Here is a 24832-nt window from a genome sequence, read left to right on the forward strand (position 1 = left end):
GCACGAAGCAATCGCGAACTTTACAGATCGGATCTGCTAATCGGGGATTGCTTCGTACCTCGCAATGACGCATTTTTATCTTCAGGAACCATGAAAAAATCAACCATTTTTATAGCCCTTGCAGCCGTTATGGCTTGGGGGCAAAACAAAGTATCGGCACAAACTAAACCGTTATTTACCGGTGCTATAGGTGTGCAGGCTTATACATTTCGGAGCAGTATGCCAAAAGCTACCGCCGCTGTGCTGGATACCATAAAATCATTAGGCATAACCGAAATTGAAGGCGAAGGGCCGAAAGGGATGCCGCCCGAAGAATTCAGGAAAATGTGCGATGACCGCGGTATCAGCATTCCATCAACAGGGGCGGGGTATGAAGCAATTGTTAATGATCCGGGTAGCGCGATCAAACTCGCTAAAATATTGGGCGCAAAGTATGTGATGGTTGCCTGGATCCCACATGGTAAAGAGTTCACTTTGGATGATGCCAAGAAAGCCGCTGCCGATTTTAACCGGGTGGGTAAGATCCTGAGCGAAGCGGGTTTAACCTTCTGTTACCATAACCACGGTTACGAGTTTGGAACTTATAACGATGGTACGCTGTTTGATTATATCGCCCAAAATACCGATCCGAAATATGTTTCGTTCGAGATAGATATCCTGTGGTCGTTCCATGGCGGGCAGGATCCGGCTGCATTGATCAATAAATATCCGTCGAGGATGAAACTGATGCACCTGAAAGATATCCGCAAAGGCGTAGCTAACGACCTTACCGGCGGTACCGATACCAAAAATGATGTTGCCTTAGGTACCGGGCAAATTGATATCCCTGGGGTGTTGAAAGCTGCAAGAAAGGCCGGAATTAAACATTATTTTATTGAGGATGAAAGTCCGTCGTACAGCCAGCAATTGCCTGTTACCATTGCCTATCTGAAAGGTTTAAAGGATTAATATATGAGTAATTTAAACCGCCGACAAGTGTTAAAGGCTATAGGTTTAACAGCGGGGGCTGCCGTATTGGGTGAAGCAGGGGCGGTAGCAGCGCCCATAGCTCCAAAAGCTGGCGGCGGCTTTGTTTACTCGCTAAACATGAGTACCATACGCGGGCATAACCTTGGCTTTGTTAAAGAACTTGAAGTAGCTGCCAAAGCCGGTTTTACATCAGTAGAGATCTGGATAGATACACTGCAAACTTATCTGCAAAACGGCGGGTCATTGACTGAAGCCAAAAAGATCATCGCGGGCTTAGGCCTTAAAATTGAAGATGCCATAGGTTTTGCCCCATGGCTGGCTGATGATGAAGCAGCCCGTAAAAAAGCGCTGGAGCAGCTTCAACGGGAAATGGACATGCTGGCACAGATAGGCTGTCATCGCATTGCAGCCCCTCCGGCGGCCGTGACCAAAGGCCCGGTGCTTGATCTGGATGTGGTTACTGAACGATACCTCACCATCCTGAAAATGGGCGAGCAAACGGGCGTTTTACCCCAACTGGAAATGTGGGGCGGATCGCAAAATCTGAAACATATAAGCCAGGTACTTTATGTAGCTACACAGTGTGGTAATGCGAATGCCCGCATTTTGCTCGATGTGTTCCACCTTTTTAAAGGCCAGTCGGCAGTGGAAAGCCTCAATTATGTAGGCAATCATGCCTTGGATATTTTTCACGTAAATGATTATCCGGCAGGTATCAGTCCTGAGCAGATCTCCGAACCCGACAGGATCTATTGCGGAGACGGTATTGCCCCGCTTAAACAGATCCTGCAAATAGTTAAAAACCCCGAACGGCCGCTGGTGATCTCGTTCGAAGTTTTTAATAAAAGTTATTATGCGCAGGATGCTTTAACGGTGGCCAAAACCGCGTTGAAGAAAATGAAGGGGGTAGCCTCTTGAAGAACATATAAAAGAGGTGGGATTGTGCGATTCCCCTCTTGAGAGGGGCGGAGGGATGTGTTTCTGCTTTGATAAGTCTACCGCAGAAACACACCCCTGCTACCGCTCATTCCCCCGTGCCCCCTCTCAAGAGGGGAATTTAAAAGCTCACCATCGATGAGCATCAGTAAGCACCAAATATTAAATCTTTCCTTTTTTTACTTCCCTTCATAAACAAACGCTACACTATCTTTGACGGTAAGGCCGCTCATATTTTGCCCTACGTAAATGATGGTGTATTTTGATGGCTTACTGATATCATAAGCCTTCAGCAGGTCCACAGTGGTTGATAAGCTATCTTTAGCGTTAACCTTAATATAGCTGCTGGCAGGTGGTGGCATCATTCTTTTGGCCATAGCACCTTTGTACAGCATTTCCTGGCCGCTTGCATCTTTAACGTCGAGGTATTTGCTCATAAGCGGCTCAAAGGGGGTGTGCCATTTGCAGAATTGACGAGCTGTATCGGCATCATTATAAACTGTAAATTTTAGTTCAACAGCGTCGCCAATCTTAATAGTGGGTTTTATTTGCATTTTGGCAAATAGGTCGGCACTCGCGGCAGCGGCGTTACTTTGATTTTTAGCAGAATCAGAACCGGCAGATGTGTTTTTAACATGATTAACACTGCATGCCGATAAGGCCAGCAGGGTTGCAGATAAGATTATTTTGTAGTTTTTCATACGGCAAATGTAAACACTTCAATTGCCATTGGCCTGATAGAATTTTGAACCCGTGATTTCAGGCTGGCCCTGTTAAACCTTAAACCCCCAATTTAATCCTGCCTTAATATTAGGTTGCGTAATTTTGTTGACATTATGGAGCAGATGGCGTTAATTTCTTCATTAAAACACACCGGCCCGATCATCAAAAAAGATCAGCCGGATGACAGCTATAAATTTCAGCCCCTGCCCGAACCTTCCGGCAGTTATCCATATCACCTATCCATACATGATGTAGTGCCCGGCATTGCTGATAACAAAATGGTTTTTCATATGGTAGGGGATACCGGGAGCATTCGTAACCCCGGTTCGCAAAAGCGTATAGCAGCTTTAATGGCCGCACAGTATAAAGCGCTTTCCGGAGCTGATAAACCAAACTTTTTGTACCATTTGGGCGATGTTGTTTACAATTACGGCGAAGCTCAAAACTATTATGAGCAGTTTTTTGAACCCTATAGTCTTTATCCGGGGCCGATATTCGCGATAGCCGGTAACCATGATAGTGATGTAAATCCTGCTGCTGCGATGCCGTATCAAAGCCTTGATGCTTTTACAACTGTGTTTTGTGATACTGTTTCGCGCCCTGTAATGCTGAGCCGAAGGATAGACCGCAAAAGTATGCCGCAGCCCAATATTTACTGGACAATGGACACCCCGCTGGCAACTATTATCGGTTTGCATACCAATGTGCCAAAGTACGGCGTTGTTACCCGCGAGCAGCGCGAATGGTTTATGGAGGAACTGCGATCTGCCGAGATGCAGCGGCCAGATAAGGCTATTGTTCTTTGTATGCACCATGCTCCTTATTCGGCAGATATTAATCATGGAGCCAGTTTGCCGATGATCGATTTCCTGGAAGGTGTTTTTGAAGAAACCGGTATCAGGCCCGATATAGTTTTTAGCGGGCATGTGCATAACTATCAGCGTTTCAGTAAGCAATATGATGATTTAATTATAGTGCCTTTTATTGTAGCGGGTACCGGTGGTTTTGACGAATTGCATTCAATTGCTTTGACAGACAATAAGGGTTTTACTGCCGAAGATTCGCGATTTGATGGTGTAAGCCTTGAACATAGTTGTGATACAAGGCATGGCTTTTTAAAGATCGCTGTTGAAAAGATTAATAATGGGCTCACCTTAACCGGTGAATATTACACCGTAGCTGATGAGGACGAAAATACAGCTGTTTTAACGGATAGCTTTGCTGTGAAGATTTGATTGTTGAGACAATGATCATTCTTTCGTCATATCCAATTCGCATCTGGCAAAGCAATGGAGTCGTTCATCTCCAAATCAATTTTATTCATTGCCGTCGACTTTAATGTTGTGCAACAGCCACTAAAGTCAACGGCAATGATAGCTTCATTTATAAGTTTAAACAAAAACGGGAGGCTTTAGCCTCCCGTTTTTGTTTAAATTAAAGCTCAATAGCTTCTATCGCTTTATCCAAAGCTGTTTCCTGCAGACCTGGCACTTTTACCCCTTCAACCCTGAAGGTTTTTACATCTGTCATTCCTAAAAAGCCTAAAACTGTTCTTAAATAAGGCTCGGTAAAGTCGTATGGTTTCATAAAGCCTTCGGAGTATACACCGCCTGATGAGATGGCCAGGTATACCTTTTTATTTTTAACCAAACCCTCGGGTCCTTTTTCGCCGTAGCTGAAAGTTTTGCCCGCGCGGCAAATGTGGTCAATCCACGTTTTTAAGGTTGATGGAATACCGAAGTTGTACATCGGTGTATCAATAACCAAAGCATCTGCGCTCATGAGTTCGGCAATTGCTTCGTCCGAATTTTTTGCTGCTTCAGCAAGCTCGGGTGTCCTTTTTTCTTCAGGAGTGTAGAAAGAGGTGAGATGTGCTTCTTCCAGGTGCGGGAATGGAGTAGCTGTTAAATCGTGTGTGATTAAAGTATGATCCGGATGGGCCGATTGCAGTTCGTTAACAATGGCATTGCCCAATTTTACGCTGAATGATGCTTCGCCCTGGGGGCTGCTGATTAGATGTAATATTTTCATTGCTCGTTATTTTAAAAGCAAAATTACCTTGAATAACTATCAAAAAGATACTACTATCCTAAAGGATACCGGTATCCTTTAGGATAGTAGTACTTGCCTTTCGGAGAATTATCTGAAGTTCAGGAGTACCGGAAATGTGCAGATCCGCGCTGCGCTAAAATTCATGGTTTTTAAACTTACGCCTGTTTGGCGGCAAATGCTTAAACAAAAAAAGCCCGTTTTAACTATAGATTAAAGGTTTTATGTTCTTTTAACCTATTCATTACCACGTATTTATACGTGTCTCAATCGCGTATAAATACGTGGTAATTAACGTGCATACACTTGCACGTTACTAAAGTCAGATGCCCAACTTTGGATTAACATCAGCAGCCAAACTGCAACCACCTATAAACATCTAATTATCATGATTTACCAAACCGTAAGTTTTTTAGCCGAGCAGTTAAATAACTATCTCAAAACAACCGACGGGAACAGCGGGCTCAGCTCAAGCTTCACCCAGCTTAAAAACGTGGCCCACCTGAGCGACGATGAGATCAAAGGGCTTGAAAATATCCTGGTAACGCTGGTAAATATCTCCGAAGAGTTTACCATGAAAAACATACCGAATTATGTACGCAACGGCGATGATATTAACTATCGCAACGCGCCGATGTACCTTAACCTGTATGTTTTATTTTCGGCCTGTTTGCATTCTTCTTATGAAAAATCACTGATCTTCCTGTCGCATATCGTCGAATTTTTTCAGGGTAAGAGCACTTTTACCAAACAAAACAGCCCGACCACGAAAGTCGGCCTCGGCGATTTTCGCCTTATCCTTGATATCTACTCGCCCACATTTGAGCAGGCCAATTACCTGTGGAGCACGCTGGGCGGCAAACAATTTCCATATGTATTGTACCGCGTCAGGCTGATTGAAATACTGCGCGATAATGTGACCGAAACACGTGGCATCATTAAAAAGATAGAACTGAGCGATAAACTGAGCTAACGATTAGTGCCGGCGATTAACCTGTAAATTATAACCCGATGGTACTGGACCTGAACTACGAAACGCTTTTTGAGGTTGACATCCGTCATCATTATCACCTGGATGACGGTATCACACTCTTTGACACGCTGAGTGCCGACGCGCGTCTGGCCATGCTGGAACGTTACGATATCGGCAGCTTTATGAGTGTAACGCCTACTAAAGCTACAAGGGCAAAGTTTGCAGGCTTGCACATGGTTTATAAGCAAACCGAAACCGGCATTATTACCGGCATTCCGTATACTTTAAACGGCACCAAGGAACAACCGCAGATAGTACCGGCAGATAATACCGTTTTTAGCTTTAGTTTGACCATTAACGACGGGCTTTTTGCCAACTACAGCTCACTGCCTTTAAAGGCGCCGGATGGTATGGTATACTTTTTTACCAACGATCCTTCGTATTCGCCGCGTGTGGCGCCGTTTTTAACAGCGACACCAAATGTGTACAAAGCTGCTACCGATTATTACCCCGGTGACATGCTGGTTGACAACCAGGCTGCGCCAACTAAATTGTTCATCGCCCAGAAAAAGAATAACCTTGACCCGGCAGCGGGCGGTACCCCGGCGGGTAACTGGATAACTGATCCGCTGGTAGGCGGAAAACCGCTGGCCTACGCAAGTAACAATGATTTGATCCGCCAGTTTGGGCGCATATTTACCTATCAGGTAACGGTGGCAAATAAAACCCCGGTACTCACTATAAAAGATCGCTTTGGCAATGTTGTAAACGTGCCCGGCAGTGTCGAAACCGGGCCTTTGAATATCATCAAAGCTGATATGGGCGGTTTACCCGAAGGCTTATATACCGCCCACCTGGCAACTGCAGGTTATACTGACGATTTTCCTTTTTACTATAGTATGGATGCGTCGGCCTGGGCTTTTATTGATATCTGTGTTAAAACAAGCGGTGCGACTTATAACCTGTTACAGGCGGATACTACGCTTAAATCGCCGGTGTTTAGCTTACGGTTTAAAAACCGGGCAACCTACTGGCGCTATATAGGTAAAGCTTTTGGGGCGGCTTCGGTGACTGATAATGCGCTGCCCCTTACCCGGCAGGGGTTTATTACTGTAAAAGTGAAGGATAAAAATAATCATCCCACCACTATCGACCTGCCCAATGCAACGGCATCACTTATTAAACCAGAAACCAACCAGATTTTTTCAGACATATTTTTTTAGGAAGTAAAAAACAGTAATATGGCAACAACATACAAAACTCCGGGTGTTTACGTGGAAGAAATTCCGCTCCTACCTCCATCGGTAGCCGAGGTTGAAACGGCTATCCCGGCCTTTATAGGCTACACACAAAATATTAGCTATAACGGGGCATCGCTGCAGTACAACCCTGTCAGGATCAAATCGCTTAAAGAGTATGAGCAGATTTTTGGTTTTGCCGAGAATACCCTGTTTACTACAACCGGAACAGCAACCGGTATCAAGATCAAAAAAGCAGCAGGTGTGTTTTCATTTGATGCCGCGGTTGACGATCCTTACGCAACCCTGAAATTCAGGATGTACTATTGCCTGCAGCTTTACTTTGCCAATGGCGGCGGCCCTTGTTACATTGTTTCGGCAGGCCAAACTGGTGCAGCTGTTAATGTTGACAAAGCTTTGCTTGGTAACGCGCTTGCCGCGGTTCAAAAGGAAGACGAGCCCACAATTTTGCTGTTTACCGATGCCGTAACCCTTACCGCACCTGCAGACTATTATGGCTTGTTTACCGCAGCATTGGCCCAGGCCGCATTTCTGCAGGATAGGGTAGTACTTATTGACCCATATGTGGCAGTAGCGGATAAAGGGAAAAAAGCGTTTGGCGATATCGCAACTGCTTTCCGCACAGCTATTGGGGTTAATAACCTTAGTTATGGTGCTGCCTATTATCCATGGCTGCAAACCAGCATCAACTATTTCAGCAATGAAAGCAAACAGCTGATTGTTTCCGGAACAGGCGTTACACCAACGGATTTTCCGGCCACTGCCGTTCTGCGCGACGATGCCAATACAGCCAATTCTATCTATCACTTAAACAGTGACCTGTATAACTATATCAAACAGCAAACCAGCCTGTTCTCGGTTATTTTACCTCCCGCAGCTGCAATAGCAGGTGTATACGCATCCGTTGATAATACTCGGGGTGTTTGGAAAGCGCCGGCAAATGTGAGCCTTAACATGGTTGTGGCCCCAATGGTAAAAATTGATGATGCCGACCAGGAAGATATGAACGTCACCAGCACCGGTAAATCAGTAAATGCCATCAGGGCATTTTCGGGCAAGGGTGTATTGGTTTGGGGAGCACGTACGCTGGCAGGTAATGACAACGAATGGCGTTACATATCCGTAAGGCGTTTCTTTAACATGGTCGAAGAATCGGTTAAAAACTCAACCCAACCCTTTGTATTTGAGCCTAACGATGGTAATACCTGGGCAAAGGTACGCGGCATGATAGCCAACTTTTTAATACTGCAATGGCGTGCAGGTGCTTTACAGGGCGCCAAGCCTGAGGATGCCTTCTTTGTACACGTTGGCCTTGGCGAAACCATGACCTCGTTGGATATCCTGGAAGGCAGGCTCATTGTTGAAGTAGGCATGGCTGTGGTCCGTCCGGCCGAGTTTATCATTCTTCGTTTCAGTCATAAAATGGTTCAATCTTAAATCAATTAGTCATGGCTTATAAAACACCCGGAGTTTATGTGCAGGAAATTGCACTGTTTCCGCCATCAGTTGCCCAGGTTGAAACTGCTATACCCGCCTTTATAGGTTTTACAGCTTTTGCATTAACTCCTGAAGGCAAATCATTGGTAAATGTACCAACCCGTATAAAATCGTTGCTGGAGTTTGAAAGCTTATTTGGCGGCGGCTATGTACCGGCAACCATTAAGGTTACTGTTAACCCGGCTACAAACCAGATCCTGAACGTGGTACCCGATAAACGGTTTCATTTGTATGTATCACTCAGGCAGTATTTTGACAATGGCGGCGGGCCATGTTATATCGTTTCGGTGGGAGATTTTTCATCTGCCGTAACGGCGCCGCCTTTATCAGGAGGTATCGATACCCTATCGGCCGAGGATGAGCCTACACTGATCTTGTTTCCCGATGCGGTTGAGCTGGTAAGCGGTGGTAACCCCGACCTTGTTGCTTTTAGCGGTTTGCAAACCAAAGCGTTGGGCCTGTGCGCTTCTATGCAAGACAGGTTCTCGATACTTGATGTGCTGCAGGGCGATAAACGCCAGGATGTTAGTAATAAGCCTATTGATAATTTCCGAAGCTCGATAGGGATCAACAACCTTAACTACGGCGCGGCTTATTATCCCTGGATCATAACCACTTATGATGTCAATGTTGATTTCAGGCAGATGGAATTTTGGAATAATGCAGGGGTACCGGCCAAGATCACCAATTATGACGGCTTTTCAAAAAGCACTGATGAAAAGGCGCTGGTAACCAATCTGCAAAATGCTATCAAGGACACTGATAAAGTAATCGGATCTGTATTTAGCAACGCTGCTGACGCAACTGCGTTGAGGGTTGGTGGCATTGATGCCGTTAAAGCAAAGTTAACCGCACTGGCAAATAATATTGCCAAAAACATAACTCCCGATGTACAGCTAACCAGTTACCTCGATTTGTTGGCCGCCATTGTTACCGCGGGTAAAAAGGCTAAAGATGCACCCGCTGTTGGTGCGTTGTATGGCAAAGACATTGACGCATTGAGTAAAGATGCAAAACTTGCCGCTGCCATCACCAATCTCATTGCCTACGAAAAAAATGCCAAGGTTGCTGCTAATACAACCGCCGGCCGTAACCCCACGCCTGTTTATTCGGTATTGGATAATACACCCTGGTTAGCCAACTCAAACTATGCGGCTGTAGCTGCCAATGCAGACAACTTTACCAAGGATGCGGCCGGTGCGCTTTCCATCGTACAGGCACTGCAGGATACCGTTGCCACCATTTTAACTGGTTTTGGCGCATTAATAAACGGTGCCCTGTTTTATGAAAACCTTGCCGAGCAGGCTTTATTCTCGGGCAATGTATTTTTCAGTGCCGCCAACTCGGCTATAACGCTTAAAATGAGCACTATACCGCCGTCTGGGGCAATAGCAGGGGTGTATGCCAATGTTGACGGTACCCGGGGTGTTTGGAAAGCACCTGCCAACGTAAGCCTTAACAATGTCATAGGTCCCGCTGTGAAAATTGACAACAGCGACCAGGATGATATGAATGTTACTGCCACCGGTAAATCAATCAATGCTATCAGGGCTTTTGCGGGCCGGGGCACTTTGGTTTGGGGCGCGCGTACCTTAGCAGGTAATGATAATGAATGGCGCTATATCCCTGTCAGGCGTTTCTTTATCATGGTTGAAGAATCAGTTAAAAAGGCTACTTATCCTTTTGTATTCGAGAACAATGATGCCAATACCTGGACAAAAGTCAGGGTGATGATCCAGAACTTTTTAACGCTGCAATGGCGTGCCGGTGCCTTACAGGGCGCTAAACCCGAAGACGCATTTTTTGTACACGTTGGCCTTAACGAAACCATGACCGCACTTGACATTTTGGAGGGCCGGATGATCGTTGAAATTGGTATGGCTGTAGTAAGGCCTGCCGAGTTCATCATCCTCCGCTTCTCACACAAAATGCAGGAGAGTTAATTATATCAATGAATTTCATTTAAAACAAATAAAATGGCAAATTATCCTCTACCCAAATTCCATTTCCAGGTTGACTGGGGTGGCACACGCATCGGTTTTACCGAAGTAACCGGCTTACAAATTGAAACCGAAGTGGTTGAATACCGCGAAGGCAGCAGCAAGGAATACAATAAGGTAAAAATGCCCGGCATGCGCAAGTACGGTAACATCACCCTAAAACGCGGCACATTTGCTAATGATAACGAGTTTTATGATTGGATGAACACCGTAAAACTAAACCAGATAGATCGGCGCGACCTTACCATTAACCTGCTTAATGAAGAGCATCAGCCGGTGGTTACCTGGTCGGTTAAAAATGCCTTCCCGGTTAAGATCCAGTCGGCCGATTTAAAGGCAGATGCCAACGAGGCTGCAATTGAAACGCTTGAGGTTGCACACGAAGGTTTAACCATTAAAAACGGCTAATCATGGCCTTCGACGCTAAATCGGGTTATCCGCCTTTAGGCTTTCACTTTAAGGTGGTGTTTACGGGCATCGGCGATGAAAATATCGACAGCAGGTTCCAGAATGTATCCGGCCTATCCATGGAGATGGAAACAGAATCCAAAAAGGAGGGCGGCGAAAACCGTTTTGAACACGCGCTGCCGGTAAGGGCCAAGTTTCCGGCACTGGTGCTGAAACGGGGGCTCATTACCGAATCAAAACTGCTGATGGACTGGTGTAATAACGTGTTCAATAATTTTATTATCGAACCCAAAGACCTGACCGTAAGCCTGCTTAATGAAGAACATGACCCGCTTTTAACCTGGAATGTAGTGCAGGCCTGGCCAAAAAAATGGAGCCTGAGCGATTTGAATGCCGAGCAAAACAGCATCGCAATTGAAAGCTTTGAGCTGCAATACCAGTATTACACCCTTCAAACCTGATGTTATGCCAATTGAGATCAGAGAACTGAACATCCGCGTGAGCGTAAATCAAAGCCCTGCCGAACAGGATTCAAAGCCCTCGGGTGTCGGTGGCGGTAGTGGCGGTGGCGGCGGTGATAAAGATGAGATCATTGCCGAATGCGTGGAGCAGATACTGGAGATTTTGAAAAATAAAAACGAACGCTGATGGCCGATAACGTAACCAAAATGAAGATCGTGGCCTGGTCCGATCCGAAGAGCAAAAATGAAGAAGGCTCTATGACGGTACAGGTTAACCCCGAAAGCTACAGCCAGAAGATCGAGATCAAGTATTCTGATAAACAGGCGCAGGGAACCTCGGGCAAGTTGCCCAAGTTTTCCAAAATTGAGCCCCAGAAGATGGATTTCGAGCTGATGTTTGATCGTACCGGGGTAATCAATGGTGCTACCGCCGGTGAGTTAGGGGTTGACGAGGATATCGATAACCTGCAAAAGCTCATCATCGAATACCAGGGCGATAAGCACCGGCCAAGGTTTGTAAGTATCTATTGGGGAACGCTTCAGTTTGACGGTGCCCTGGAAACAATGGATATCAGCTATAAACTGTTTGATAGCCAGGGCCGCCCGCTCAGGGCCATTGTAAAAGCTTCGTTCATTGGTTCGGTTGAGGATAAAAAGCGGGTAGCTAAAGAAAATGCCCAGTCGCCCGATTTAACAAAAGTGAGGGTGATTAACGAAGGGGACACATTGCCGCTGCTCTGCTACCAGATATACGGCGATTCAAAGTATTACATAGAAGTAGCCCGGGCAAACAGTCTTAACGATTTCAGGTACCTTAAAACAGGCACAAAGCTCAAATTTCCACCATTAAATCAATAACAAATCATGGCAGATAGCCGCACCATAGAAACCACCCGGCCAAGTACCGTTGTTACCCCGATTGTAAAAATTGAGGGCACCGAGATACCCCGTACCATGCAGGTGGAGGCTATGGTAATTGATAAAGGCGTAAACCGGATAGCAGCCGCCAAACTGGTGATTATTGATGGTGATACCTCGGCCCAAAAGTTTGATGCCAGCAACGGTGACTTGTTTGTGCCGGGTAAAAACATCGAGATCCTGTGCGGTTATGAATCAGATAACTACACACTGTTTAAAGGTGTGGTTATCAAGCATAGTATCAAGCTGCGTAACAGCGGCTCGCAACTGGTTATCGAATGCCGCGATAAGGCCATTGCCATGACACTTGCCCGCCATAGCAAGTATTTTGGCGAAAACGTGAAGGACAGCGATGCTATAACTACTATAGCTGGCACTTACAGCGGTTTAAGCACCGATGTTGCCGATATGAACATCACCACCAGCGACCTGGTGCAATACGAAGCCACCGACTGGGATTTTATAACCGGTCGAGCCGAGCTGAACGGGATGTTGGTTTATACCGATGATAATACCCTCTCCATCAAAAAGCCGGAAATAAGCGGCGCCGCGGTTGTGGAATTATCATTTGGCGCTACCATGCTGGAGTTGGATGCCGAGATTGATTCGCGGATCCAGTTTCCCTCCATAACAGGCCGCACCTGGAACCCGGCATCACAGGAAATTGAAAAGGTTGATGCCAACCCGCCATCGGGCGAACTGAACGGCAATCTGACAAGTGATGATCTGGCTGGTGTATTTAATGAAAGTAAATATCAGCTTAACCATGGCGGCAAGCTTTCGCAGCCCGAATTGCAGGCCTGGGCAACATCGCTTAAGCAAAAGCAGGTGCTTTCAAAAGTGCGGGGCAGGGTAAAGTTTAAAGGCATTCATACGGTGAAACCGGGCATGATCATTAAGCTCAGCAATCTGAGCGACCGGTTTAACGGCAACACGTTTGTAAGCCACATTCAGCATCATATCTCGGCCGGCGACTGGCAATTGGAAGTACAGTTTGGTTTAGATCCGCAATGGTTTACCGAAAAGTTTGAAACCAGTATAAAGCCTGCTTCGGCCTTGATCCAGGCGGTTCCGGGTTTGCAGATTGGGGTTGTAACACAATTGGAAAGCGATCCTGATGGCGAATGCCGCATCCTGGTACGTATGCCGGTGATTAGTGCTGATGATCAGGGGATTTGGGCACGCGTGGCAACTTTAGATGCCGGTAAAGAACGCGGAAGTTTCTTTTTGCCCGAAGTTGGCGACGAAGTGGTAGTAGGTTTTTTAAACAGCGATCCGCGCAAGCCTGTGGTACTGGGCATGCTTAACAGCAGCAATAAAACCGCTCCTTTAACCGCGGCCGATGCCAATAACCAAAAGGGCTTTGTAACCCGCAGCAAAATGAAACTCATTTTTGATGACGATAAAAAATCAGTAACCATCGAAACGCCGGCCGGGAAAAAGATAACTATGGATGAAGACGCCGGGGCGATTGAGTTAAAGGATGAGAACAACAACTCGATAAAAATGAACAGCGATGGCATCACCATCGAAACCCAGGGCAAACTGGTGCTCAAGGCTCAGCAGGATTTTAACGCCGAAGGGATGAACCTGGGCCTGAAAGCCAATACCGCCCTTTCGGCCGAAGGATCGGCCAGTGTAGAAGTAAAATCAAGCGGTACGGCGGCACTCAAAGGCTCAATTGTACAAATAAACTAATAGCAAAAAATGGCAGCAGCAGCAAGGATAGGCGATATGCACGTATGCCCTATGTTCAACGGGCCTTCACCTCATGTAGGCGGACCTGTAATAGGGCCAGGGGTACCAACGGTACTCATTGGTGGTATGCCGGCCGTATGCCTGGGCGATATGTGTACCTGCGCCGGTCCGCCCGATTCGATAATCATGGGTTCGGCAACGGTGCTGATAGGAGGGAAACCCGCCGCCCGCATGGGCGATAGCACAACCCACGGCGGATCAATAGTGTTAGGCTGCCCAACAGTAATAATCGGAGGCTGATCAATGGAACCAAAAATACCTTTTATAGGCAGGGGATGGAGCTTCCCGCCAAGCTTTGACAAGGCTGCCGGTAAAGTCGAAATGCTTACCGACGAGGCCGATATTGAAAGCAGTTTGGGCATACTGTTCAGCACCCGGCTGGGCGAGCGCATTATGCAGCCAACTTTCGGGTGCGATTTACAAAAGATAGTTTTTGAGGCTGTGAACCTTACCCTCAAAACCTATATTAAAGATTTGATTGAAACCGCCATACTGTATTTTGAACCCAGGATAACGCTAAATAGCACCGAGGTTGACACCAGTATGGATAACGAAGGGATTTTGCTTATTAAGCTCAATTACACGGTACGTACCACCAATTCAAGGTACAACTACGTGTTCCCTTATTATAAAAATGACATTACCAGCATAACTACCAACCAATAAGAACTAACCATGGCCTGTAACGATAAAAATCCGCTTCAACGTGATGGCTCAAGCCAGTCACAGCGCTTCCTGAAAGCGCTTGACCCAGCCTACGCCCCAATTGAGGAATTGGGCATGGAAGACTGGCTGACGTTCGCTGCTGCTTATGCCGATAAAATAAACTATTATACCTTGAAAGACAGCAATTACCCCCAGGGCGATTGGAAACCGTTTTTCATCCAGGATAAAAAAGCGCTGCAGGATTTTTTGAAGCAGGTTGAGGTTAAAATGCAGAATGCCGGCCTGGGTTTTCCCGACTCAAGTATCAAAAGCGATGTTGAACCGCACCTGGCCCTGTTTATGTGTTTCATTATGCTTTTACAGCATTCGGAAGATGCATTGAACCAGTTTACCGGCCGGCACCTTGATTTTTATTTTAAACGGGTATTGCAGCTGCGTAACCGCCCCGAAGTACCCGATAAGGTACATGTAATATTTGAGCTTGCCCGTAACCTCACCGGTTTCCTGTTGCCGGAAGGCACACCACTTGATGCCGGTAAAGATAAAAGCACCAAACCCAAACCGGTTGTTTTTAAAACAAACGCAGAGCTGGCTGTAAACAGCGCCACTATAGCGGCTATGAAAAGCTGGTACCAATCGTCCGCGGATAAGAAGGTAGCCTATGCCGATGTTACTTTTTCGGCCGATGGTTTGGGTACACCTTTTAAAGATGATGTACCTAAGTGGAATCCTTTTGGCAGCAAGAGCTGGCCAACAGCATCAATGGGCTTTGCTTTTGCATCAAAAGTATTGCTCATGAGCGAGGGTGACCGTACCATAACTTTAACACTCAACTTTTCGGGGCTTGGTACTACTATTGATCCTGCACTGCTTGCCCAACTGTTTAAGGTTTTTTTAACATCCGAAAAAGAGTGGCTGCAGGCCGATTTTCCAACTACAGATGCCTTTAAGGTTAATCAGCAGCAAATTATTATTACAGTAAATATACCGGCAAAGGCTAAGGCTGTTGTGCCCTATGATCAGGCTATTCATAAAGAAAATTATAAAACCGATTTCCCGGTAATCCGCCTGCTGATGAGTGTTCAGGATAATGCCTATCCTGTTTATGTTGCGCTGAGTAAAGCTAAGCTCAATAATGTGCAGATAGATGTGACTGTGAAGGGCATGAAAAACCTGGCTGTTGAAAATGATAACGGTAAAGTTGACCCATCAAAGCCCTTCTTTGCCTTTGGCGCACTGCCAAAAGTTGGCTCAACCCTATACATCGGCAGTACTGAGATCTTTCAAAAAGAGTGGACAGAAATTACGCCTCATATAGATTGGAAAGGCGTACCTGATGATCTGAAAAGTTATTATACGGCTTATCGTACAGATTATCTCAAGTCGACATTAAGTCCCGGTGCATATAACATTAACGCCAGTAATGAGGCTTCCGATACTACGGGGACCTCGAGGGTGATAACTGCCAAAAGTGATTTTAAAGCAAAAGTAGCCTATATCAAAAATGGTGCATTGTTCCCAAGCGAAGGCAGCGAGATCAATGTGCTCGATAATACCTTTACACTTAAGCCGGATGGCGTTCAGCAAGCGGTAAATCCCGCACCTTATTTTATTAATAAATACCTGTATTTTAATGTATCGGGCTCTTTTAAACAGGGTAGCTGGCCGCAGGCCGAAAAGGCGTTGGTGCAACAGTATGTGCAACCTATGCAGATGTTTTTCCCGGTGCTGGGTTTTGTTGGTTTTCAGCAAACTGCTACCACACTTCAAACACAAACCGAAAATTTCTCAGCAGGAGTTAAGGATAATTATATCCTTATAAGCCTTGAAAAGGATTTTCTGCATAGTATATATCCGCAATTGTTTGCCGCTGCCATGACAGATACAACAAGGGCCGCGCTTATCCCTAAAGAACCCTATACTCCCGAAATAGCATCGCTCAAGCTCGATTACAAGGCATCGGCTAAAAATAAGATTGACGATTTGACCGGCAGTAATGATAACCCTGGTTTGCTGGCTGATTACGTGAACCATAACGTTCAATTTTTTCACGAAACACCATTTGGCCAGGCCGAACAGCATGCTTTCCTCAAAAAACAATATCACGGGCTTATCGACGGGAATATTACTGCTATACCGCAAGCTCCAGATCTAGCAGCTTTTTACATAGGCATTGCGGGTATTGAAACGGGGTCTGTAGCCAGTATTCTTTTCCAGGTAGCCGAGGGCAGTGAAGACGCGCTTGCTCCCTCGTTCTCGGATACTATTCAACCTAAATGGTATTATTTATCGGGCAATGAATGGCTTGCTTTGGATAAAAGCAATATCATCAGCGATGATACCAATGATTTTTTACGCTCGGGGATCATCAAGTTTTTAATCCCCGAAGGCGCTACAACCAACAATACATTCCTAAACCAAAGCCTCACCTGGCTTGGGGTTGAACTGCCAACTGCAGTAACGATAGATTCGGTTTGTAAATTCATCAACGTACATATCCAGGCTGCCGAAGCCGAATTTGCCGATAATGATAATGAACTTTCGCACCTGGAAACCGGGTTGCCTGCAGGTACCATCAGCAAACTGCTCGACAGGCTGCCGCAAATCAAATCGGTTACTCAGCCATATGCCTCGTTTGGCGGTTTACTGCCGGAAGATGACGGCGCTTTCCGCCTGAGGGTAAGTGAACGGCTGAGGCATAAACACCGGGCTGTCACCATCTGGGATTATGAGCACCTGGTAATGGCGCAGTTTCCGCAGGTATTCAGGGTTAAATGCCTTAACCATACCAACGATAATATTGAAGTTGCCCCGGGCAGCGTAAGGGTGGTAGCCATACCTGATATCCGTAACCAGATCAGTTTTGATCCATTTAAACCTCGCGTAAGCAAAAATACCCTGAGCGAGATCACCAAATATCTGTCGGGATTAAACTCTATGCATGTTGACCTGCTGGCTATTAATCCTGATTATGAAGAGGTAATCCTTGATTTTAAGGTGAAATTTTACTTCGGACTGGATGAAAACCTATACGCGGCTAAGTTGAATACCGATGTGATTAATTACCTGTCGCCCTGGGCTTTTAACCGTAATGCCGATATTGATTTTGGCGGCATCCTGTACAAAAGTGTGGTGATCCGCTTTATTGAAGAACTACCCTATGTTGATTATATAGCCGATTTTAAGATGTACTTCACAGCATCGGGGCCTGCAAACCCCGATGTTTTGGAGGCAGGCAATTCAAAGGCAATCCTTGTATCGGCAAAGCAACATTTAATTGATACTAAAACCATACATACATGCCCATGATTGATCAGTTAACCATACCGAAACAAATTGATACCAGCCTTGGGCCCGAGTATAATGCTTTGCGCACCGAAGGTATGCAGCATATCCGCGACCTGGCCAGCGCCATCTGGTCGGATTATAACGTGCATGATCCGGGCATTACCACGCTTGAGATGCTTTGCTATGCACTCACTGATCTGAACTACCGCATTACACTGCCCGTTGAAAATATTTTGGCGGTTGATCACGACAATGCCAACAGTATGCATGAGCAGTTCTTATCTGCCATAAAAATACTGCCCACTTACCCGGTTACGCCCGACGACTACCGTCAATTATTTGTGCGGATAGATGGTGTGCGGAATGCCTGGATCAAAAAATCGCCCCATAGTATTATAGCTAACTATAAACAACCTGATGGTAAACCATTGCTGCGTTATGCCAAACCCGGTGAAAATGCCCTGACCGGTAAAGAGGTTAAATTCGATCTAAAAGGCATCAACGATATCCTGATAGATTTTGAGGATTTTCCTGAATTGGGGGGCGATGTAGCTAAGATCAAAGCCAAACAGGATGACATCATCAAACAAATAAAATCAGTATACCATTACTTCCGTGAGCTGTGCGAGGACCTTGACCAGGTAAAAGCGGTTGAAAATCAGGAGATCGTGATATGCGCCGAAATTGAGCTTCAGCCCCAGGCCGATCCTGAAATGATCTGGGCGCGGATCATGTTTAATATTGAGCAATACCTTACACCCGATATTAAATTTTATCTGCTTAAAGAATTGCTGGATAAAGGCATGCAGCCCGACGAGATTTTTGAGGGCCCAGTGCTTGATTTTGAAAACCTGCAGGGCATTGATACTAAATTTACAAAACAAGGGTTCATTATCCCGGCCGAGCTTGCGGCCTCACAGTTGCGTACAGAGGTGCGCCTGTCTGATCTGTATCGCATTATCATGGAAATTGACGGCGTACGATTGGTAAAAAGAATTTCCTTTGGTTTTTGCGGCTGTACCGCGCCGCAGAGTGAAGTTGCCGATAAGATCTATAAATCGAATGAATGGCTGCTTTGTGTGCAGGATGGCCATAAACCTGTTTTATGCGAAACCAATTCATCATTCACATTTTATAAGGATGTGGTGCCTATCGAACTGAAACAGTCCGAAGCCCAGGCCGATCTTAACCAGCTTCGTAAAGACTGGCAGGACAACGTGGAAGCTAAAAAGATAGTCGACCTGCCAATACCTGAAGGCGATTATCGTGATATAGCCCATTATGAAACCCTGCAAAACCAGTTTCCTGAAAATTACGGTATCTCGCCGCTGGGCCTGCCTGAAACTGCTACAACTGAGCAAAGGTCGCTGGCCTTACAGCTTAAAGGCTACCTGCTGTTTTATGACCAGGTGCTGGCCAATTACTTCGCCCAGCTTTCAAATGCCAGGATTTTGCTTACTGCCGACGATAGTATCCGCAAAACCTATTTCAGCAATACGGTAAATGGCATCCGCGATGCGGAAAAGCTGTTGGATGGTTATGCCCAATGGGAGAAAACGGTTGATGATGTAATTAAAGAAACCGGGCAGGATAACTATCCCGAACGGAAAAATAAATTCCTCGATCATTTGCTGGCCCGTTTTGCCGAGCAGTTTAACGAGTACGTATTTTTAATGTACCGCATTTACGGCGAAGATTATCAGCGCAACATCATCAGGCATAAGGTTAAGTTTTTGAAAGACTATGACCAGATGAGCATTTGCCGCGGCAGCGGGATGGATTTGTACAATGCCAAAACACCGGATCAGCAACTGGTGAATGTATCGGGCATGGAAAAACGGATCTCCATGCTGCTCGGTTTCTCTAACTATAAAATGCAACAGCTTAGCGTTGAGGATTACCTTTTGTTTAAGGCCGATGCCCTGCATTATAACTGGACAATATCGCAGCTTGGCGTAGTTAAATTTAAAGGCAATGCCAACTTCCTGAAGGAGATTGATGCTTATGAAGATCTTGGCCTCGTATCCGTACTGGCCTGCGACAGGGAAAATTACCGCTTAAGTCCGGGAGCTACCGCCGGTAAATATGTATATAACATAGCCAACTCTGCGGGTACTTTGCTTACCCATAATGATATGGAGTTCAGCGCCGCCGCCATCGAAACCGAGATAGCATTTATCATCAAATTTATGCAGAACGATTTCAAGATGGAGGGCATGTACGTGATTGAGAACATCTTGCTGCGCCCGCCATTTGATTATACCGGCGATGATAGTACCCACCACCAGTTTATGCCGGTTTGCCTTGATCCTAACGGTGTGTACTGCGAGCCGCTTGATCCATATTCGTTCCGGATTTGTGTGATACTGCCGGGGTACAGCGTAAGGTTGCGAAACACAGCCTTCCGAACCTATGCCGAGCGGCTCATCCGCACCGAAACACCGGCCCATGTGTTGCCGCGCATCTGTTTCATCGGGCATGATCAGATGGTTGGTTTTGAAGCGGCTTATAAAGATTGGCTTGCTGCCAAACACATAGCGGTAAGTACCGATACGCCTATAGACCCTGTATTGAACAGCAAATTTATTGATGTACTTGAAAAACTATACACTGTTTATCAGCAGGGCCAGCTAAGCGATTGCGACGATGATACCCAGGAAACCAACCCGATAATATTGAACAAAACCAGCCTTGGCACCTTGCAGGGCGGCACAAATAATAACAGTTAAAACCTAAATGAAAAAGCCATGCCACCAGTAACCAACATAAAGCTCACCGATATAACTTTAGAGTATAACTCCTTTGTTGACAGCCAGGTGCTTACAGCCAAACAGCTGAATGATATTGTAGAGTTTTTTGAAGATCAGCAGCGCCTTACCCGTACCTGTTTAATTGGTGTTGGCCTGGTATGCGGCTTAAGTTTCAAAGGCGATGCCAACGGCATAACCATAGGCAAGGGCTGCGGCGTAACTACCGACGGCGATTTGCTTTACATGCCCGAAACAACCTATAAAAACTTCAGGGCCTATGATAATTCGCTGATCAAATACCCGCCGTTTTATCCCATGGGCACCGATGCCGCACAAATGGCTTTATGGGAGCTGGTAACACCCGATGATAAAGGCGCTTTCCCGGTTGATAGTTTTGCCCTCACCAATTTTAAATCAAAGGCTGGTAAGGAACTTACCGAAATGTACGGCCTGCTTTACCTGGAGTATTATTCTAAAGATCCGGATGCCTGTACGGCTATTGATTGCGACAATCAGGGCCGCAAGCAGGTAGCCAAACCCAAAGTGCTGCTTATTGCACAGGCAGATATGAACCAGATCATTGAGCAAACCGGTTCGGAGGTTATTTATGACGATATCTACAAAAAGTATTTCAATGCTTATAACGCGTACTTTGATGCCCCTGTGCTGGCGGCAAAACGGGTGTTTTTCAATAAGCAGACTACCGCTTCATCATCAGCGCTTACCGCTGCCTTTTCAAAAATTGCAAATGATGGTGCCGGTGGTTTATCAAGTGCTGTTCAAACGCTCTACAACACATTCAAATTCGCGCTCGATCCGCAATCTGTTTATCCTATTACCAGTATCGTTGCCAATATCAATACAACGCTGAGTAAAGCTACAGCCCCAATGCAGGCGCAATATCTGTATGATTTTTACAAAGATCTGTTAACCGGGTATAATGAATTGAGGGCTATACTTTCGGATATCATTTACCAGTGCTGCCCCAATATTTATGCTTTCCCCAAACATATTATGCTGGGTGCTTTAAATGTTACGCCTACGGCCAAGCCAACGCCATATCGCCATAAATTTTATGCCTCGCCGGCTATCAGCGCCAATAAAGATAAGCTGAACATTGCCATTAACCTGCTCGACAGGCTGAACGTTATGAGCAGCGGGTTTACGCTGCCTCCGAGCCCGGTGGTGAAAATAACACCATCTACAGATAACAGTAAACCTTTAGAGGCAAGGGCTATCCCTTTTTATTACGGCAAACCGGTCGACCTGGCTCAAAAGTGGAGTTATAACCGGTGGCTGCAGGGCACAGATAAGCTGATCCTTGGTTATAATGCCGGAGCTTATTCGCCCGCAAATGATATGGTGGTAAATCCGCTCGCCTATTCAATCGACTCCAATAATTTTTTCAGGATTGAGGGGCATATCGGTAAAAAATATACCGAGGCTATTGCCGCGGTTGATAAGATCAGGCAGGACAGTAACCTGCCATTTGATGTAGTGGCCATCCGTTTGGGCGATGTAAGCCTTAGTGATATTGATATAGATGATTATGCCTGCCAGTTTAATGATCTTGAAGCTACATTAAAAGCTTTCCAGGCAGAGCAGAATTGCCTTTATGGTGATGTAAGCAAGTTTTTTTCAAGCTTTAATACCAAAACAGGTTATTCGGTGGCGAATGATATCCGGTATCAGGCGGCCCAGCAAAAACTGGAATTGGCCAATGAGGAGGAAGTAGCCGCTCCTAAAATGCGAATGGCTGCTGCCAAAACAGCGGATACCGGCGAGGTGCAGGCAACTGCCCGCGAACAAATAAGCAGCGGATTTGCGATCAATAAAAGCACCGATAGATATGTGATGGATGGCGGTATCGACGCGGTTGACAATAATATCAATATAGCACAAGGCAGTATAGGTTATTATGTAGATCAGATCCGCAGGCAGGGCGGGGCCATCAGTATTTCTGACTATGCAGATGCCGCAGGCAAAACTGTGGATACCTCGGCAACAGGCTCATATGAGCAAGCCATTGCAGTTGATATCCCTGTGCGCATGATAGCCGGCACCCGTAACATAAGCCAGTGGCTGCCCGACAGGCTGGTTGATATTGACGAAGACACCATTGATAATTTTACAGCCCGCCTGGATGAACTTTGCAACGAAGTAAAGTTGGCTGCTCAAAAAAGCCGCCAGATTTTTGCTAAAAGCGACTATGTACGAAAAGGGTATGAAGATGATTATGAATTACAGTTATGGCGCTTATCTGAAAATTGCTGTGCAGGTCAGGCGCTTGCCGTAATATTAAAGGAAATACAGGACCGCAAAACCAAGCTGCTGCAACAGCTTACCTTTTCGGCCTATGCCGCTAATCATACCGGGTTAGAACACCTGGCAGGTGTGCCGGCGGGTGGTACCTTTGTAATGGTTTATGCTACCGCGGTAGCTGCACCCAGTCCAACCACCCCTTCAGACAAATTTCCGCTCGAAGACAGGTTAAAGGCGCTTGAAAGCGAACAGCAGTTTGTAAAAGGTTTTGCAAGTGATAGCGACGTGATGGTTTATATCGCCAAAAATACCGAGTATGATGACATTGCCGATGCTGTAAAATATTATGAAAGCCGGTCGAAACGTAAGTATACCCCGACAAATGAAGCTGAGGTGATCAAGAAAACTCAGGCCTTAGCGCTCGAACTGGGAAAATCAAGAGCTGTAGCTGCAAACCCCGATGTGCCTGCCGATATAGTATTTGCCGATTTCTGCCTGCCGTATATGTGCTGTTCTGATTGTCCGCCGGTAGCATTTATCATGCCTAAGCCACAGGTAGGGCTTAGTTTACCTAAAGCCGTAGCATGTTCTGACGAAGGGTTGCTGCAGTTTAAAGTTAGCCCGGCTGATGGGGTTATCAAAGCCTCGGCTGGTTTTGAAACTACAGTTGTAACTAAAGACGCAATAACCTATTTTGATACTACTAAAGTTAAAGACGGTACATTTGGCCAGCAGATTAAATTTACGGTAAATGATCAGCCAACCGATTGCACCATTACCGTATTCAAACATCCGTCTGTTAAACCTGCAGCCAGCATAAGTGATACAACCCAGTTTGCCGTATTTATTCAGCTAACGGCTACAACCAATCAGGCAACGGGCGATACATTTGCTTACACCTGGACTATGCCCGACGGACAGGTACATGCTAACCTTACCACACCGGATGATAACATTACCTTCCAATATGCTGATCTTCGTGCCAAATTCCCTGATGGTAAACTAACCTTCATCTTATCTGCCAATAACCATGATTGTACCGATTCTGAGCAGGTTACTATTACAGTAGAGATTCCTGAGGAACCTGTAGACCTGCAGTTAGCTGCCAGCGAAGTTTGTTCGGATGAGGGTAATATAAACTTCACTGCCGTACAACCCGCAACAGGGATTATCACCTCAAAAATAGCGGGAGATGCAGTTAAATTATTGGGGAGCCAGTGGGTTGTTGATCCATCGAAAGGTCCTTATGATGTCAGCATCAACGACTTTATGGTGAACGACAAGCCGGTTCCTGCTTGTACGCTCATGATCCATGAACATCCGCAGGCCTCTTTTGACTATAAAGTGTCTATGGATAATGAAAAAGGTGCTGCCACGGTTACTTTAACAAATAAAACACCTAATCCGGGCAGCTTTAAGTTTACATGGACATTTGACGATGGAACTACCAGTAATGAGGTAAACGCAGTAAAAGTGTTTGATATGCGCCAGTTCCCGCGTGGCCGTAATACAGTTATTACACTTACAGCAGTGAATGGTAAGTTTGAGAAGTGTCGTGCCGTGTTTACACCTACGCCGCCTGTTGCTTTGCCTCCTATAACTACCACTCCGGTACTTACCCACTTGCCGCCGGAAACCACTACACCAATAGTTACTAAAGTTCCGCCTGTGGTTACTACGCCGCCAACGGGTACTACTGTACCGCCGGTGATTACAGTTAAGGATACACCTCCGGTAACACCATCGGTAACGCCAACACCAACGGTAGACCCATCTGCGATTAAAACGAGTACAACTGTAACACCGGCGGCTACACCGAAGACAGACCCGGCTGTAACTCCTGTGACACCCAAAATAGCTCCGAAGATTATCAAAAAAGATCCGGGTACTACAGATCCTGGCACTGTTAAATAAT

At 46.0% G+C, this 24832-nt stretch carries 19 protein-coding genes; 17 read left to right on the forward strand and 2 right to left on the reverse strand.

The window, feature by feature from the left end; genetic code table 11:
* Positions 1–90: 90 nt before the first annotated feature.
* Complete coding sequence (locus BLP33_RS01540) at positions 91–948, forward strand: sugar phosphate isomerase/epimerase family protein (RefSeq protein ID WP_090524143.1); 858 nt, start codon at positions 91–93, stop codon at positions 946–948.
* A 3-nt stretch (positions 949–951) separates the two neighbouring features.
* Entirely contained in the window at positions 952–1887 is a 936-nt protein-coding gene (locus BLP33_RS01545; RefSeq protein ID WP_090524145.1) for a sugar phosphate isomerase/epimerase family protein, read from the forward strand.
* Between the two features lie 197 nt (positions 1888–2084).
* On the opposite strand, the gene BLP33_RS01550 is transcribed toward BLP33_RS01545, so the two are convergent.
* Positions 2085–2606 (reverse strand): protease, encoded by a 522-nt coding sequence (locus BLP33_RS01550; protein ID WP_090524148.1) that lies wholly within the window; start codon positions 2604–2606, stop codon positions 2085–2087.
* Between the two features lie 114 nt (positions 2607–2720).
* Between BLP33_RS01550 and BLP33_RS01555 the strand changes: the two genes are divergently transcribed.
* Positions 2721–3863 (forward strand): metallophosphoesterase family protein, encoded by a 1143-nt coding sequence (locus BLP33_RS01555; protein ID WP_254780042.1) that lies wholly within the window; start codon positions 2721–2723, stop codon positions 3861–3863.
* Between the two features lie 199 nt (positions 3864–4062).
* On the opposite strand, the gene BLP33_RS01560 is transcribed toward BLP33_RS01555, so the two are convergent.
* Positions 4063–4659 (reverse strand): FMN-dependent NADH-azoreductase, encoded by a 597-nt coding sequence (locus tag BLP33_RS01560; RefSeq protein WP_090524150.1) that lies wholly within the window; start codon positions 4657–4659, stop codon positions 4063–4065.
* 406 nt (positions 4660–5065) lie between these two features.
* Between BLP33_RS01560 and BLP33_RS01565 the strand changes: the two genes are divergently transcribed.
* The 14 genes from BLP33_RS01565 to BLP33_RS01630 are packed head-to-tail and all read left to right on the forward strand — an operon-like array spanning position 5066 to position 24831.
* Complete coding sequence (locus tag BLP33_RS01565) at positions 5066–5650, forward strand: Pvc16 family protein (RefSeq protein ID WP_090524152.1); 585 nt, start codon at positions 5066–5068, stop codon at positions 5648–5650.
* A gap of 38 nt (positions 5651–5688) precedes the next feature.
* Positions 5689–6873, forward strand: coding sequence for a hypothetical protein (locus BLP33_RS01570; protein WP_090524155.1), 1185 nt, complete (start codon positions 5689–5691; stop codon positions 6871–6873).
* A gap of 18 nt (positions 6874–6891) precedes the next feature.
* The gene (locus BLP33_RS01575; protein WP_090524157.1) at positions 6892–8346 is read left to right on the forward strand and encodes a phage tail sheath family protein; all 1455 of its coding nucleotides are present in this window, start codon (positions 6892–6894) and stop codon (positions 8344–8346) included.
* An 11-nt stretch (positions 8347–8357) separates the two neighbouring features.
* A complete protein-coding gene (locus BLP33_RS01580; protein WP_090524160.1) occupies positions 8358–10349 on the forward strand; it encodes a phage tail sheath C-terminal domain-containing protein in 1992 nt (663 codons plus the stop codon).
* 33 nt (positions 10350–10382) lie between these two features.
* Positions 10383–10814: a phage tail protein gene (locus BLP33_RS01585; RefSeq protein ID WP_090524162.1), complete on the forward strand. Its 432-nt coding sequence runs from the start codon at positions 10383–10385 to the stop codon at positions 10812–10814.
* Between the two features lie 2 nt (positions 10815–10816).
* Entirely contained in the window at positions 10817–11275 is a 459-nt protein-coding gene (locus BLP33_RS01590) for a phage tail protein (RefSeq protein ID WP_090524166.1), read from the forward strand.
* A gap of 4 nt (positions 11276–11279) precedes the next feature.
* Complete coding sequence (locus BLP33_RS01595) at positions 11280–11462, forward strand: DUF5908 family protein (RefSeq protein WP_090524169.1); 183 nt, start codon at positions 11280–11282, stop codon at positions 11460–11462.
* Positions 11462–12133: a CIS tube protein gene (locus BLP33_RS01600; RefSeq protein ID WP_090524172.1), complete on the forward strand. Its 672-nt coding sequence runs from the start codon at positions 11462–11464 to the stop codon at positions 12131–12133. Before BLP33_RS01595 ends, BLP33_RS01600 begins: the two co-directional genes overlap by 1 nt.
* Before the next feature lie 6 nt (positions 12134–12139).
* Entirely contained in the window at positions 12140–13891 is a 1752-nt protein-coding gene (vgrG, locus tag BLP33_RS01605) for a type VI secretion system tip protein VgrG (RefSeq protein WP_090524175.1), read from the forward strand.
* Positions 13892–13900: 9 nt separating this feature from the next.
* Positions 13901–14191, forward strand: coding sequence for a PAAR domain-containing protein (locus BLP33_RS01610; RefSeq protein ID WP_090524177.1), 291 nt, complete (start codon positions 13901–13903; stop codon positions 14189–14191).
* A gap of 3 nt (positions 14192–14194) precedes the next feature.
* Positions 14195–14617, forward strand: coding sequence for a GPW/gp25 family protein (locus tag BLP33_RS01615; protein ID WP_090524180.1), 423 nt, complete (start codon positions 14195–14197; stop codon positions 14615–14617).
* Between the two features lie 9 nt (positions 14618–14626).
* The gene (locus BLP33_RS01620; RefSeq protein WP_090524183.1) at positions 14627–17926 is read left to right on the forward strand and encodes a baseplate J/gp47 family protein; all 3300 of its coding nucleotides are present in this window, start codon (positions 14627–14629) and stop codon (positions 17924–17926) included.
* Positions 17917–20634 (forward strand): hypothetical protein, encoded by a 2718-nt coding sequence (locus BLP33_RS01625; RefSeq protein ID WP_139159909.1) that lies wholly within the window; start codon positions 17917–17919, stop codon positions 20632–20634. Before BLP33_RS01620 ends, BLP33_RS01625 begins: the two co-directional genes overlap by 10 nt.
* A gap of 18 nt (positions 20635–20652) precedes the next feature.
* Positions 20653–24831, forward strand: a complete 4179-nt coding sequence (locus tag BLP33_RS01630) for a hypothetical protein (RefSeq protein WP_090524190.1) — start codon at positions 20653–20655, stop codon at positions 24829–24831.
* Position 24832: the final 1 nt, after the last annotated feature.

The organism is Mucilaginibacter sp. NFR10 (assembly GCF_900100445.1).
GTDB lineage: Bacteria > Bacteroidota > Bacteroidia > Sphingobacteriales > Sphingobacteriaceae > Mucilaginibacter > Mucilaginibacter rubeus.

Bases quoted from the DNA above. Each gene is read 5' to 3' on its own strand.
- BLP33_RS01540 (WP_090524143.1), top strand. From the start codon at position 91: ATGAAAAAATCAACCATTTTTATAGCCCTTGCAGCCGTTATGGCTTGG.
- BLP33_RS01545 (WP_090524145.1), top strand. From the start codon at position 952: ATGAGTAATTTAAACCGCCGACAAGTGTTAAAGGCTATAGGTTTAACA.
- BLP33_RS01550 (WP_090524148.1), bottom strand. From the start codon at position 2,606: ATGAAAAACTACAAAATAATCTTATCTGCAACCCTGCTGGCCTTATCG.
- BLP33_RS01560 (WP_090524150.1), bottom strand. From the start codon at position 4,659: ATGAAAATATTACATCTAATCAGCAGCCCCCAGGGCGAAGCATCATTC.
- BLP33_RS01565 (WP_090524152.1), top strand. From the start codon at position 5,066: ATGATTTACCAAACCGTAAGTTTTTTAGCCGAGCAGTTAAATAACTAT.
- BLP33_RS01570 (WP_090524155.1), top strand. From the start codon at position 5,689: ATGGTACTGGACCTGAACTACGAAACGCTTTTTGAGGTTGACATCCGT.
- BLP33_RS01575 (WP_090524157.1), top strand. From the start codon at position 6,892: ATGGCAACAACATACAAAACTCCGGGTGTTTACGTGGAAGAAATTCCG.
- BLP33_RS01580 (WP_090524160.1), top strand. From the start codon at position 8,358: ATGGCTTATAAAACACCCGGAGTTTATGTGCAGGAAATTGCACTGTTT.
- BLP33_RS01585 (WP_090524162.1), top strand. From the start codon at position 10,383: ATGGCAAATTATCCTCTACCCAAATTCCATTTCCAGGTTGACTGGGGT.
- BLP33_RS01590 (WP_090524166.1), top strand. From the start codon at position 10,817: ATGGCCTTCGACGCTAAATCGGGTTATCCGCCTTTAGGCTTTCACTTT.
- BLP33_RS01595 (WP_090524169.1), top strand. From the start codon at position 11,280: ATGCCAATTGAGATCAGAGAACTGAACATCCGCGTGAGCGTAAATCAA.
- BLP33_RS01600 (WP_090524172.1), top strand. From the start codon at position 11,462: ATGGCCGATAACGTAACCAAAATGAAGATCGTGGCCTGGTCCGATCCG.
- vgrG (WP_090524175.1), top strand. From the start codon at position 12,140: ATGGCAGATAGCCGCACCATAGAAACCACCCGGCCAAGTACCGTTGTT.
- BLP33_RS01610 (WP_090524177.1), top strand. From the start codon at position 13,901: ATGGCAGCAGCAGCAAGGATAGGCGATATGCACGTATGCCCTATGTTC.
- BLP33_RS01615 (WP_090524180.1), top strand. From the start codon at position 14,195: ATGGAACCAAAAATACCTTTTATAGGCAGGGGATGGAGCTTCCCGCCA.
- BLP33_RS01620 (WP_090524183.1), top strand. From the start codon at position 14,627: ATGGCCTGTAACGATAAAAATCCGCTTCAACGTGATGGCTCAAGCCAG.
- BLP33_RS01625 (WP_139159909.1), top strand. From the start codon at position 17,917: ATGCCCATGATTGATCAGTTAACCATACCGAAACAAATTGATACCAGC.
- BLP33_RS01630 (WP_090524190.1), top strand. From the start codon at position 20,653: ATGCCACCAGTAACCAACATAAAGCTCACCGATATAACTTTAGAGTAT.